Genomic DNA, 12,577 nt, shown 5'->3' with positions numbered 1-12,577 from the left:
GCCCGCCCCCGCGACCCCGACCCCCACGTCCGCGGCGCACAAGGCGGTGCCCGCCGCCCCCCGGCCGACCGCGATGCCCAAGCCCGGGGCCTTCTCCCCCGCCGCGCCGGGCGCCATGCACACGCCGACCCCGCACTCGGCCGCGCACAAGGCGGTACCGGCGGCCCCGACGCGGGGGCCCGGGTCCACCGCGAAGAAGCGCACGTACACCGTCCGGGCCGGCGACTCGCTCCCCGCGATCGCCCGTCAGGAACTGGGCAACGAGGCCCGCTGGCGTGAGCTCTACGCGATGAACAGGGGAGCCGTCGGCCCCAACCCCGACCTCATCCGCCCGGGCACGGTGCTCACCCTCCCCACCTGACGCCCCGCGGACGCGAAAGGGGCCCGGATCCTGGTGACAGGATCCGGGCCCCTTCCCGTGCGCCGCTCAGAGCTGCTTGTCGTCGGGGCCCGACTCGGCCTCGCGCTCCTTCTCGGCCAGCTCCTCGTCGAAGCCGGTCGGCGCCGCGTCGCGTGCCGACAGCTCGGTGGCCGCCGGCGGTTCGACGAGCCAGTCCGGATTCGACTGCTGGTCCCACCACTTCCACGCCGCGAAGGCGGCCGCCGCCAGTACGCCGACCAGTGCGGCACCGCGCAGGATCTTTCCGTTGCGCTCGCGCCGCCGATGACGTCGCACCAGCTTCTGCACTTCCTTGGCGGTCACCTGGCCGCGCAGCGCCGCGATGGCGGCCGTCGACCGGGAAGCGGCCTCCTCGGCCACCGGTGTGGCGGCCGCGATCGCGCTCTCGATCTTCGGCTGGGTGTATTCGGCGGCCTGCCGCGCCGCCCGGCGCGCCTGGGTCGCCGCCCGGTCGACGGGGGGCGGCACATGGGCCCGCGCCGCCTTGAGCCGGGGATGAAGATGGCAGTCGTAGGTCGAACGGGCGTGCTGGGCGGCGCTGGTCGCCGCGTACGACACCTTGGGTGCCAGCCGCTCGTTCGCTTCCTGGGCGTAGTGCACCGCGGCTTCCTTGGCGGATTCCGCGTACGGTGCCACCACTTCCGTCGCGTGCCGCACACTCTCCCTGGCGCTCTCGGCTGCCAGGCGCATGCTCTCCTTGCCGGTCACGGGATCCTCCTCCTCGGTGGCGGACACAGTTCACCTTTCCACCCTTTGTCGGATCATGCCTGCCATATCGCGGACAGGCATGCGTGACAGGGCATACGGGTGGAGGATTTCAGTGCCGCGGAGCGCTCCGTGCGACCATCTGGACCGACAGTGATGACTATGGAAGGCAGATCCGTGGCCGAGAAGCTCTACGCCACCCTGAAGACGAACCACGGCGACATCGAGATCGAGCTGCTGGAGAACTTCGCCCCGAAGACCGTCAGGAACTTCGTCGAGCTCGCCACGGGCGCCCGGGAGTGGACCCGCCCCACCGACGGCCAGAAGACCACGGACCCGCTGTACGACGGCACCGTCTTCCACCGTGTCATCAGCGGCTTCATGATCCAGGGCGGCGACCCGCTCGGCAACGGCACCGGCGGCCCCGGCTACCGGTTCGCGGACGAGTTCCACCCCGACCTGGCCTTCACCAAGCCCTTCCTGCTCGCCATGGCCAACGCGGGCCCGGGCACCAACGGCTCGCAGTTCTTCATCACCGTCGCGCCCACCGCCTGGCTGACGCGCAAGCACACCATCTTCGGCGAGGTCACCGACCCGGCCAGCCAGAAGGTCGTGCAGGCCATCGCCGCCGGCCCCACCAACCCGCGGACCGAGCGCCCCCTGGACGACGTGATCATCCAGTCCGTGGTCGTCGAGAAGCGCTGACGCCCGGGAACCTTCCGGCCCCGCCCGTCCGTACTGGATACGTACCGGCGGGGCAGCCCTGCCTCGCCGCTGACCGAGGGAACCGATGGACACCGACCGTCTGCCGGGCTGCTACCGCCACCCGGACCGCGACACGGGGATCCGCTGCACCCGCTGCGAGCGCCCCATCTGCCCCGAGTGCATGATCAGCGCCTCGGTCGGCTTCCAGTGCCCCGAGTGCGTCCGCGCGGGCTCCGGCACCGGGCACCAACCGACCGCGAACGCGCCGCGCACCATCGCGGGCGGGGTGGTCGCCGCCGATCCCCACCTGGTCACCAAGATCCTCATCGGGATCAACGTCCTGGTGTTCCTCGCGGTTCTCTCCGACCCGGCGCTCGCGGTCCAGATGGAGCTGATCGGCCGGTACCGGGAGTTCGAATACCTCGTCGGGCCCGTCCGGGGAGTTTCCGCGGGCGAGTACCACCGGCTGCTGACCTCGGTGTTCCTGCACATCGAGTGGTGGCACATCATCGGCAACATGATCGGCCTGTGGGTGATCGGCGGGCCGCTGGAGGCGGCGCTGGGCCGGGTCCGCTATCTCGCGGTCTTCCTGCTCTCGGGCCTCGGCGGCAGCGCGCTGGTCTATCTGCTGAGCGAGCCGAACGTCCCGACCCTCGGTGCCTCCGGCGCGGTCTTCGGTCTGCTGGGCGCGACCGTCGTCCTGGCGAAGCGGCTGCGCTACGAGATGCGGCCGGTGATCGTCATGGTCGTGCTGATGCTGGTGTTGACCTTCGTACCGCTCGGTGGCGCGCTCACGGTGTCCTGGCAGGCCCATGTGGGTGGCCTGGTCACCGGAGCGCTGGTGGGTCTGGGCATGCTCATGCCCACCGCGGGCCGGCATCGCGCGCTCGTCCAGTGGGGCACCTGCGCGGTGGCCTTCCTGCTGGCCGCGATGCTGATCCTGATCCGCACCGCGGAACTCACCTGATCACACCGGCGTCAACTCTCCACAGAGTTATCCACAGATCTTCTGTCTTTTCCTCAGGTGTGGATGACGCTGTGGATAACTCATGGGGAGAGCTTCCCTCAGGGGCTGTCGGGTGCTACTTCCACTGCGTGGATACGCCGAATCCGGCGGCGATGAAGCCGAAACCGACCACAATGTTCCAATTGCCCAGCGACTCGATCGGCAGCTGGGTCTCGGTCACGTAGAAAACGACGATCCACGCGAGTCCGATCAGGAAGAACGCCAGCATGACCGGGGCGACCCAGCTGCGATTCGTCAGCCGGATGTTCTGCGGCTGCCGGCTCGGCGGCGGCGTGTAGTCATCCTTCTTGCGGATACGTGACTTCGGCACGAGGGGCTCTCCTGTCGATGCGCTGGGGACCTTGCCTGCCCCGGGCGTCCGTTAGCGTAGTGGACCTGTGGCGTTGAAGGAGAAGGGTACGTTGAGCAATTCAGACGACTCCTCCGCGGGTCCCCGTCGCCGGGCCAGGCCGGTCCGGCTGCTGACGGCCGCCGTCTTCGCCCTGGCCGGGCTGCTCTTCGTCACCAGTTTCAACACCTCCAAGGGTACGAACATCCGGACGGATGCCTCACTCCTGAAGCTGTCCGACCTCATCAAGGAGCGCAGCCAGAACAACGCGGAGCTGGAGCAGAGCACCGCGGCCGTCCGCGGACGGGTGGACACCCTCGCGGAGCGTGACGACGGCAGCACCAAGGCCGAGGACGCCAAGCTGGCCGCCCTGCGCGCCGCCTCCGGCACCGAGGAGCTGACCGGCAAGGGCCTGACGGTCACCCTCAACGACGCCCCGCCGAACGCCACCGCCCGTATCCCCAACGTGCCCGAGCCGCAGCCCAACGACCTGGTGATCCACCAGCAGGACCTGCAGGCCGTGGTCAACGCTCTGTGGCGCGGCGGTGCCCAGGGCATCCAGGTCATGGACCAGCGGCTGATCTCCACCAGCGCGGTGCGCTGCGTGGGCAACACCCTGATCCTCCAGGGCCGCGTCTACTCGCCCCCGTACAAGATCTCGGCGGTCGGCGACCCGGGCACGATGAAGAAGGCCCTCGCCGCCTCCCCGGCCCTGCAGAACTACCAGCTGTACGTGAACGCGTACGGGCTCGGCTGGAAAGTGGACGAGCACAAGGCACTGACACTTCCCGGCTACTCCGGCACAGTGGACCTCCACTATGCGAAGCCGGTGGCGCCCACCCCGTGATCGGGTCCGTCCTGACGTCGTACTGCGCCTGGTGGTACGGACGTTCAGCGAGGTGTGCCTGACGGCGGGCACCCTCATCGTGCTCTTCGTCGCCTACGTCCTGCTGTGGACCGGGGTCAAGGCCGACCGGGCCATGGACGGGGAGATGGACCGGATGCGCGACCGCTGGGCGGCCGCCCCCGCCGCCGCGCCCCTGCCGACGCCGTCGCAGGCCCCCTCGCAGGCCGCGCCGGCGTCCCCACCGCCGACCGCGCCGCCCGAGCGCCATCCCGCCGGCCGGGCCTTCGCCGAGATGTACGTCCCGCGCTTCGGCCCGGACTGGGTCAAGCCCGTCCTGGAGGGCACCGACCCCGAACTGCTGAAGAAGGGACTGGGCCACTACGCCGCCACCGCCCCCCTCGGCGCGGTCGGGAACTTCTCGGTGGCCGGCCACCGGCGTACCTACGGGGACCCCTTCAAGGACTTCCCGCGACTGCGCCCGGGCGACGTGGTGATCCTCAAGGACGCGAGCACCTGGTACACCTACACGCTCCGCTCCGCGCCCCTGCGCACGCTGCCCACCGACGTCGCCGTGGTCGACCCCGTCCCGGAGAGATCGCCGTTCCGGGCGCCCGGCCGTTATCTGACGCTGACGACCTGCGATCCGGAATGGGGCCACAGCCACCGGCTGGTCGTCTGGGCGGAGCTGACCGGGACGCGCCCCGCGGCCCAGGGGCCACCGGAGGGTTTGTCCGGGTGACCCACCCTTTCGGGCCGCTGCCTTTAGTCTGTTCGCGTACCGCCCCCGCGGTGCGTTGAACGAACGTGGACGAAAAGGAATCGGGCGGCATGTACGGCTGGATCTGGCGGCACCTGCCGGGAAACGCGTGGGTCCGCGCGCTGATCTCGCTCGTACTGGTTCTCGCGGTGGTCTTCGTGCTGTTCCAGTACGTCTTCCCGTGGGCCGAGCCGCTTCTTCCGTTCAACGATGTGACGGTGGACGAGGGATCGGGAGCCACTCCGTGAGCGCGCGCATTCTGGTTGTGGACAACTACGACAGCTTTGTCTTCAACCTGGTCCAGTACCTCTACCAGCTCGGTGCCGAATGCGAGGTGCTGCGCAACGACGAGGTCGAGCTCTCGCACGCGCAGGACGGCTTCGACGGCGTGCTGCTGTCCCCCGGTCCCGGTACGCCGGAGGAGGCGGGCGTCTGCATCGACATGGTCCGCCACTGCGCGAGCACGGCCGTCCCCGTCTTCGGCGTGTGCCTCGGCATGCAGTCGATGGCGGTCGCCTACGGAGGCGTCGTGGGCCGGGCGCCCGAGCTGCTGCACGGCAAGACCTCGCCCGTGATCCACGAGGGGCTCGGGGTGTTCGAGGGACTGCCGTCGCCGTTCACCGCGACCCGCTACCACTCCCTCGCCGCCGAGCCCGGGACCCTGCCGGACGCGCTGGAGGTCACGGCGCGGACCGAGGACGGGATCATCATGGGCCTGCGCCACCGGGAGCACGACGTCGAGGGCGTGCAGTTCCACCCCGAGTCGGTGCTGACCGAGTGGGGTCACCGGATGCTCGCCAACTGGCTGGTGCGGTGCGGTGACGCGGGTGCCGTGGAGCGCTCGGTGGGGCTGGCCCCGGTGGTGGGCAAGGCCGTCGCGTGACCGCGGTCGCGCCGTCCGCGCCCACGCAGGGCCGGGCCGCGCGACGCAGGGCCGCTCAGGAGGCCGCGAAACAGGCCGCCCGACGTAGCCGCAGGCGGGGCGGCCGGCGGCGCAGGCGGCCGGCATCGGGCGGCCCGGTGGTCATCGCGAGCCGGTTGGGCGGAGAGCTCTTCATCACGCTGGGCCTGGTGATGCTTCTGTTCGTCGCCTACCAGCTCTGGTACACGAACCTGCTGGCGGAACGGGTGGCGAACGGCGCCGCCGGCTCCCTGCGCCAGAACTGGGAGAAGGATCCCGGCGGCTCCGGGGCCGCCGCACCGCCCGTGACGGCCTTCGAGCCCGGCCAGGGCTTCGCGATCCTGCACATCCCGAAGCTGGACGTGAAGGTCCCGGTGGCGGAGGGCATCAGCAAGCCGAAGGTGCTCGACAAGGGCATGGTCGGGCACTACGGCGAGGGCGCGCTGAAGACGGCGATGCCGGCCGACAAGCAGGGCAACTTCGCGTTGGCCGGACACCGCAACACCCACGGCGAGCCGTTCCGCTACATCAACCGGCTGGTGCCCGGGGATCCCGTCGTGGTCGAGACCCGGGACGCCTACTACACGTACGAGACGACCTCGTCGCTCGCGCAGACACCGCCGACGAACGTGGCGGTGATCAAGCCCGTGCCGGAGGGTTCGGGATTCACATCCGAGGGCCGGTACATCACGCTGACCACCTGCACCCCGGAGTTCACCAGCACCTACCGGTTGATCGTATGGGGCAGGATGACCGATGAACGCCCCCGCAGCCAGGGCCCGCCGCCCGCGCTGACCAGTTAAGGACGAATCAGCAGTGTCTCGTGCCCGCCGCCGCGCCGCGGCCCCGCCCGTCGGCAACCGCAGTGTGCTCGCGGGCTTCCTGAGCCTGCTGGGCGAGGTCCTGATCACCGTGGGCCTGGTGCTGGGCCTGTTCGTGGCCTACTCGCTGTGGTGGACGAACGTGCTCGCGGACCGGCAGGCGTCGGCGCGCGGGGACGAGATCCGCCGGCAGTGGCAGGCCCCGTCCCCGCAGGCCGCCCCGCCGGGGGCGCTGGACACCCAGGACGGCGTCGGCTTCCTGCACGTACCGGCGATGAGGAACGGCGAGGTGCTCGTCAAGGCGGGGACCGACCCCGACACCCTCGACGACGGCGTGGCCGGGTACTACACGGAGCCGGTGAAGTCGGCGCTGCCGTGGGACGAGAAGGGCAACTTCTCGCTCGCCGCGCACCGGGACGGCCACGGGGCGAAGTTCCACAACATCGACAAGGTGAAGAACGGCGACGCGATCGTCTTCGAGACCCGCGACACCTGGTACGTCTACAAGGTCTTCGCGGAGCTGCGCCAGACCTCGAAGCTCAACACCGACGTGATCAACGCGGTCCCCAAGGACTCGGGGAAGACCGCCCCCGGCCGGTACATCACGCTCACCACCTGCACGCCGGTCTACACCTCGAAGTACCGGTACATCGTGTGGGGCGAGCTGGTCCGCACGGAGAAGGCGGACGCGAAGCGGACCCCGCCGGCCGAGCTGCGCTGAGCGGGCGGGACCTGATCGGCCTGGCGCCGTCAGGGCCCCGGAGGGCCCTTCTGGGAGGCGCCGGCGCCTCCTGGGCCCCACGAGACCCACCCGTCCCGGATACGGCCGCAGGCGGCCGTACAGCGGCGGGACGCACGAAGGTCCGGCACGCACGAAGGTCCGGCACGCACGAAGGTCCGGCCTCCTTCCCGGGAACGGGGAGGAGGCCGGACCTTTCGGTCGCTCCGGTGGCCGGGGCCACCAGGGCGGTCGCGTCAGCGGTTGTCGCCCAGGCCGCCGATCAGGCCGCCGTTGTTGTTGCCGCCCTGCTGCTGGCCGCCACCGCCGAGGGCGATGACGTTCACGGTCTGGCCCGTGGCGACCGGGGTACCCGGCAGCGGGTCGGTGCGCACGACGACCGCGTTGCCGTCCGTCGAGCCGTTGACGACGCCGAGCCGGAGGTTGGCGCGCCGCAGCTCTTCCTTGTACTGGTCCACGGTGAGGCCGTTGAAGTTGGGCACCGTGGTCTGCGCCGAGGCCTTGGCGATGGTGATGTTCACCGTCTTGCCCACCTCGATCTCCTGGCCCGCCTCGAACTGCTGGCTGACGACCGTGCCGGGAGCGGCTCCGGGAGACTCGGTCTCCGTCACGCTGCCGAGCCGGAGCTTGGCGTCCGTGAGGGCCTTGACCGCCTCGTCCTTCTTCTTGCCCCTGAGCTCCGGCACCGTGGCCTTGGAGATCTCCTTGGCGACGGTCAGCATGACGACGCTGTTGCGCTCCGCCTCGGTGCCGCTCTTCGGGCTCTGCTCGAGGACGGTCCCGGCCGGCCGGTCGGACTCCTGCGGCTTGCGGTCGACCTGGAAGCCCTTCTCCTTGAGCTGCTTCTCGGCCTCCTCGAAGCTGAGGCTCTGCACGTTGATGACCGTCACCTTGGGCGCGCCCGAGGAGATCGTCACCGTGACGGTCGATCCGTTGTCGACCTTGGTGTCGGCCGCGGGATCCTGCTTGCAGACGTTGCCCTTGGGCTGGTCGTCGCAGGGTGCGTCGGGGCCCTTGACCACCTTGAGGCCGACGTTGTCGCCGCTCTTCTGCGCCACATCGAAGGTCTGGCCGATGAGCTTGGGCACGGCGGGCCGGTTGTCGGCGCCCTCTCCGAAGAGGGAACGACCGATGAGGATCGCACCGACCAGGACGAGGATGCCCGCCGCGACGAGCAGGACGGTGGACGCCTTGCTCTTCTTCTGGCGGCGGCCCGGGCCCTGGTCGTAGCCGCCGTGGCCGTATCCGCCGTCGCCCGGGGGCATGGGCGGCATCATCGACGTCTGGGCACCGGGATCGGTGGTGCGCAGGGCGGTGGTGGGCTGGTCGTAGCCCTGGTGCCCGTAGCCGCTGCCCGGGTCGGGGTAGCCGTAGCCGCCGGCCGCGCCCATGGTGGCGGCGGCGGCGACGGGCTGGCCGTCGAGGCAGGCCTCGATGTCGGCGCGCATCTCGTCGGCCGACTGGTAGCGGTAATCGGGGTCCTTGACCAGTGCCTTGAGGACGATGGCGTCCATCTCGGGCGTGATCTCGGGGTCGAAGTTCGACGGCGGCTGCGGCTCTTCCCGTACGTGCTGGTAGGCGACGGCCACGGGGGAGTCGCCGACGAACGGGGGCCGGACGCTGAGGAGCTCGTAGAGCAGGCAGCCCGCGGAGTAGAGGTCGGAGCGCGCGTCGACCTGCTCGCCCTTGGCCTGCTCGGGCGAGAGGTACTGGGCGGTGCCGATGACGGCGGCCGTCTGCGTCATGGTCATGCCGGAGTCGCCCATGGCGCGGGCGATGCCGAAGTCCATGACCTTGACCTGGCCCGTGCGGGTCAGCATCACGTTGGCGGGCTTGATGTCGCGGTGCACGATGCCGGCGCGGTGCGAGTACTCGAGGGCCTGGAGGATGCCGATGCACATCTCCAGCGTGCGTTCGGGCAGCAGCTTGCGGCCCGAGTGCAGCAGCTCACGCAGCGTGGAACCGTCGACGTACTCCATCACGATGTACGGGATGGAGATGTTGTCGACGTAGTCCTCGCCGGTGTCGTAGACCGCGACGATCGCCGGGTGGTTCAGCGACGCGGCCGACTGGGCCTCGCGCCTGAACCGGGCCTGGAAGGACGGATCACGGGCGAGATCGGCACGCAGGGTCTTGACGGCGACGGTACGGCCGAGCCGGGTGTCGTGGGCGAGGTATACCTCGGCCATGCCACCACGGCCGAGCACGTGGCTCAGCTCGTACCGGCCGCCGAGGCGACGCGGCTCTTCCATAACGTTGCAGCCCTCTCCGTCAGTCCCGACCGCACCTGTGTGTGGTCCGGCGGTGTGCTGTTCGCGCAAAGGCTACCGGCCGATCGTCCGTGATCGGTTCGTGGCCACAGGCTGATACTGGACCGGTACCGTACGCTCGGACCCGGCCGAAATTCTGTGATGTGAGTCACTGAACTCCGGGCCGTGATCCCTCGGTCACTTCTGGCTGTTCAGCACCGCTTCCATGACCGCCTTGGCGACGGGAGCGGCCAGACCGCCACCGCTGATGTCCTCGCGGTCCGCCTCGCTGTCCTCGATCACGACGGCGACGGCGACGGGCGAGGTGCCGTCGGCGTTATCGGCGTAGGAGATGAACCAGGCGTACGGGCGCTTCTTGTTGCCCTCGCCGTGCTGGGCGGTGCCGGTCTTGCCGCCGACCGTCACACCGTTGATCCTGGCCTTCTCGCCGGTGCCCTTCGCGACGACGTTGACCATCATCTGCTGGACCTTCTGCGCGTTGCCCGCGGACAGCGGCCGGCTCATCTCCTGCGGCTCGTGCTTCTCGATGACGTCCAGGTTGGGCGCCTGGAGCATGTCGACCATGTACGGCTTCATCAGCTTGCCGTCGTTCGCGATCGCGGCCGTGACCATGGCCATCTGCAGCGGGGTGGCGGCGGTGTTGAACTGACCGATGGAGCTCTGGGCGTTGCCGTCCTTGCCCATCTTCTTGTCGTAGATGCTGGCGAACGCGCGGATCGGAACGTCGATCTTGTCGTTGTTGAAGCCGAACTTCTCCGAGGTCTCCACCATCTTGTCGCGGGTGACCTTGTCGCCCATGTTCGCGAAGACCGAGTTGCAGGAGATGCGCAGCGCCTCGTTGAGGCTCGCCTTCTCGCAGCCCTTGGCGTGGTTGACCATCTCGGTCTTGGTGCCCGGCAGGAAGTACGGGTCCGGGGTGTCCGTCGGAGCGTTGATGTCCTGGACGACGCCGTGTTCGAGGGCGGCCGCCGCGGTGACCACCTTGAAGGTGGAGCCCGGCGGGTACGTCTCGCGCAGGGCGCGGTTCACGAGGTTCTTGTCCTCGCTGTCCTTCAGCTCGACCCAGGCCTTCTCGTCGTCCTTGGAGTTGCCCGCGAAGCGCGAGGGGTCGTACGAGGGCGTGGAGACCAGGGCCAGGATGGCGCCGGTGCGCGGGTCGATGGCCGCGACGGCGCCCTTGTTCTTGCCGAGCTTCTCGAAGGCGGCCTTCTGGGCCTCGGGGTTGAGCGTGGTGACGACGTTGCCGCCCTGCTTCTTCTCCCCGGTGAACATGCCGATGGTGCGGTCGAAGAACAGCCGGTCGTCGTTGCCGGTGAGGATGCCGTCCTCGAGGGATTCCAGCTGGGTGGAGCCGAAGGCCTGCGAGGCGTACCCGGTGACGGGAGCCCAGAGCTCACCGTTCGTGTAGGTCCGCTTGAACTTGTAGTCGCTGCCGTCGGTCACCTTGGAACCGGTGATCGGGTCGCCCTTGACGATGATGTTGCCGCGCTCGGTCGCGTACTGGGCGATCTGGACCCGGCGGTTCTCCTTGCGCGTGCTGAGCTCCTCCGCCTGCACGTACTGCAGCCAGTTGGTGCGGATCAGCAGGGCGAGGACGAGCAGCCCGCAGAACAGCGAGATGCGGCGCAGGGGCTTGTTCATGACGGACGGACCACCTGGGTCATCTCGGAGTCGGGGGACGGGGCGGGGGCCGGTGCGGGGCGGCGTGCGGTGTCGCTGATCCGGATGAGGATGGCGATGAGGATCCAGTTCGCGAGGACGGAGGAACCGCCGGAGGCGAGGAAGGGCATCGTCATGCCGGTGAGGGGGATGAGGCCCATGACTCCGCCGGCGACCACGAAGATCTGGAGCGCGAAGGCGCCGGAGAGGCCGATGGCGAAGAGCTTGCCGAAGGGGTCGCGGGCGGCGAGGGCGGTGCGCACGCCGCGCTCGATGATGAGCCCGTAGAGCAGGAGGAAGGCCATCACTCCGGCGAGGCCGAGTTCTTCGCCGACGGTGGAGAAGATGAAGTCGGAGTTGGCGGCGAAGCCGATCAGGTCGGAGTTGCCCTGGCCCCAGCCGGCGCCGAGGACCCCGCCGGAACCGAAGCTCATGATCGACTGGCCGACCTGCTCACAGGCGCCCGAGGTGGTGTAGCAGGCGAAGGGGTCGAGCCAGGCGTTGACACGGGCCTGGACGTGGCTGGCGAAGGTGCCGACGACCACGGCGCCGCCCACCGACATCAGCAGGCCGATGACGATCCAGCTGGTGCGCTCGGTGGCCACGTACAGCATGATCACGAACATGCCGAAGAAGAGCAGCGAGGTGCCGAGGTCGTTCTCGAAGACGAGGACGAGCAGGCTCATCGCCCAGATCATCAGGATCGGGCCGAGGTCGCGGCCACGCGGCAGGTAGAGGCCCATGAAGCGGCGGCTGGCCAGCGCCAGCGCGTCGCGCTTCACCATCAGATAGCCGGCGAAGAAGATCGCGATGACGATCTTCGCGAACTCACCGGGCTGGATGGAGAAGCCGCCGACGCTGATCCAGATCTTGGCGCCGAAGACGTCGGCGCCCAGGCCCGGGATGACGGGCAGGATCAGCAGGACCAGGGCGCCGGCCATGGAGATGTACGTGAACCGCTGCAGGACGCGGTGGTCCTTGAGGACCAGCAGGACGGCGGCGAACAGGGCGATGGCGACCGCCGTGTACATCATCTGGCGGGGCGCGGAGGGGGAGAACCCGCCGAAGGCCCGCTTCGCCAGGTTCTGCAGGCGCTCGGACTGGTCCAGGCGCCAGATCAGGACGAGGCCGAGCCCGTTGAGGAGCGTGGCGAGGGGGAGCAGGAGCGGGTCGGCGTACTTGGCGTACCGGCGCACGACCAGGTGCGCGATCCCGGCGAGGGCGCCGAGGCCGAGGCCGTAGAGCACCATGCCGGGGGGCAGGGAGCCGTTGATCGCGAGGCCCACGTTGGCGTAGGCGAACATCGGGATGAGCACGGCGAAGCCGAGCAGCAGGAGCTCGGTGTTCCGCCTGCTCGGCAGCTCGATGGCGCCGATGGTGGTGGTATTGGTGACAACGCTCATGGTGTGGCAGGCCCC

General features: G+C 69.5%; 13 protein-coding genes and 1 pseudogene. 9 read left to right on the top strand and 5 right to left on the bottom strand.

Going from position 1 to position 12,577, the window contains the following annotated elements:
* The coding region (locus AB8A24_RS26850; protein WP_369477828.1) for a LysM peptidoglycan-binding domain-containing protein at window positions 1–361 on the top strand (361 nt) is incomplete at its 5' end.
* A 66-nt stretch (window positions 362–427) separates the two neighbouring features.
* Here AB8A24_RS26850 and AB8A24_RS26845 read toward each other — a convergent pair.
* Window positions 428–1,135 carry a DUF5324 family protein gene (locus AB8A24_RS26845; RefSeq protein WP_328962504.1) on the bottom strand — a complete coding sequence of 236 codons (708 nt, stop codon included), beginning with the start codon at window positions 1,133–1,135 and terminating at the stop codon, window positions 428–430.
* 147 nt (window positions 1,136–1,282) lie between these two features.
* Between AB8A24_RS26845 and AB8A24_RS26840 the strand changes: the two genes are divergently transcribed.
* Window positions 1,283–1,810, top strand: coding sequence for a peptidylprolyl isomerase (locus AB8A24_RS26840; RefSeq protein WP_033214886.1), 528 nt, complete (start codon window positions 1,283–1,285; stop codon window positions 1,808–1,810).
* An 85-nt stretch (window positions 1,811–1,895) separates the two neighbouring features.
* Window positions 1,896–2,777 (top strand): rhomboid family intramembrane serine protease, encoded by an 882-nt coding sequence (locus AB8A24_RS26835; protein ID WP_328962503.1) that lies wholly within the window; start codon window positions 1,896–1,898, stop codon window positions 2,775–2,777.
* 115 nt (window positions 2,778–2,892) lie between these two features.
* Here AB8A24_RS26835 and crgA read toward each other — a convergent pair whose 3' ends face one another.
* Window positions 2,893–3,147, bottom strand: coding sequence for a cell division protein CrgA (gene crgA, locus AB8A24_RS26830; RefSeq protein ID WP_266383019.1), 255 nt, complete (start codon window positions 3,145–3,147; stop codon window positions 2,893–2,895).
* A gap of 91 nt (window positions 3,148–3,238) precedes the next feature.
* Between crgA and AB8A24_RS26825 the strand changes: the two genes are divergently transcribed.
* From AB8A24_RS26825 to AB8A24_RS26800, 6 genes and pseudogenes are all read left to right on the top strand, one after another.
* The gene (locus AB8A24_RS26825; RefSeq protein ID WP_328962502.1) at window positions 3,239–4,012 is read left to right on the top strand and encodes a DUF881 domain-containing protein; all 774 of its coding nucleotides are present in this window, start codon (window positions 3,239–3,241) and stop codon (window positions 4,010–4,012) included.
* The gene (locus tag AB8A24_RS26820; RefSeq protein WP_369477827.1) at window positions 3,984–4,751 is read left to right on the top strand and encodes a class E sortase; all 768 of its coding nucleotides are present in this window, start codon (window positions 3,984–3,986) and stop codon (window positions 4,749–4,751) included. The genes AB8A24_RS26825 and AB8A24_RS26820 overlap by 29 nt, the downstream gene beginning before the upstream one ends.
* Window positions 4,752–4,816: 65 nt before the next feature.
* Window positions 4,817–5,017 carry a hypothetical protein gene (locus AB8A24_RS26815; RefSeq protein WP_158721000.1) on the top strand — a complete coding sequence of 67 codons (201 nt, stop codon included), beginning with the start codon at window positions 4,817–4,819 and terminating at the stop codon, window positions 5,015–5,017.
* Window positions 5,014–5,652, top strand: coding sequence for an aminodeoxychorismate/anthranilate synthase component II (locus tag AB8A24_RS26810; RefSeq protein ID WP_030714081.1), 639 nt, complete (start codon window positions 5,014–5,016; stop codon window positions 5,650–5,652). The genes AB8A24_RS26815 and AB8A24_RS26810 overlap by 4 nt, the downstream gene beginning before the upstream one ends.
* Before the next feature lie 134 nt (window positions 5,653–5,786).
* Window positions 5,787–6,473, top strand: a pseudogene (locus AB8A24_RS26805) (class E sortase); the annotation flags it as partial.
* Window positions 6,474–6,486: 13 nt separating this feature from the next.
* Entirely contained in the window at window positions 6,487–7,212 is a 726-nt protein-coding gene (locus tag AB8A24_RS26800; protein ID WP_328962500.1) for a class E sortase, read from the top strand.
* Between the two features lie 254 nt (window positions 7,213–7,466).
* Here AB8A24_RS26800 and pknB read toward each other — a convergent pair whose 3' ends face one another.
* The 3 genes from pknB to AB8A24_RS26785 all read right to left on the bottom strand — a co-directional run bounded on the left by pknB (window position 7,467) and on the right by AB8A24_RS26785 (window position 12,562).
* Window positions 7,467–9,482, bottom strand: a complete 2,016-nt coding sequence (pknB, locus tag AB8A24_RS26795; protein WP_328962499.1) for a Stk1 family PASTA domain-containing Ser/Thr kinase — start codon at window positions 9,480–9,482, stop codon at window positions 7,467–7,469.
* Between the two features lie 195 nt (window positions 9,483–9,677).
* Window positions 9,678–11,141, bottom strand: coding sequence for a penicillin-binding transpeptidase domain-containing protein (locus tag AB8A24_RS26790; protein WP_328962498.1), 1,464 nt, complete (start codon window positions 11,139–11,141; stop codon window positions 9,678–9,680).
* The gene (locus tag AB8A24_RS26785; RefSeq protein ID WP_033214872.1) at window positions 11,138–12,562 is read right to left on the bottom strand and encodes an FtsW/RodA/SpoVE family cell cycle protein; all 1,425 of its coding nucleotides are present in this window, start codon (window positions 12,560–12,562) and stop codon (window positions 11,138–11,140) included. Before AB8A24_RS26785 ends, AB8A24_RS26790 begins: the two co-directional genes overlap by 4 nt.
* Between the last annotated feature and the right edge of the window lie 15 nt (window positions 12,563–12,577).

Source organism: Streptomyces sp. BF23-19 (assembly GCF_041106355.1).
GTDB classification, from domain to species: domain Bacteria; phylum Actinomycetota; class Actinomycetes; order Streptomycetales; family Streptomycetaceae; genus Streptomyces; species Streptomyces virginiae_A.
This window is presented reverse-complemented; position numbering and strand designations above follow the sequence as displayed.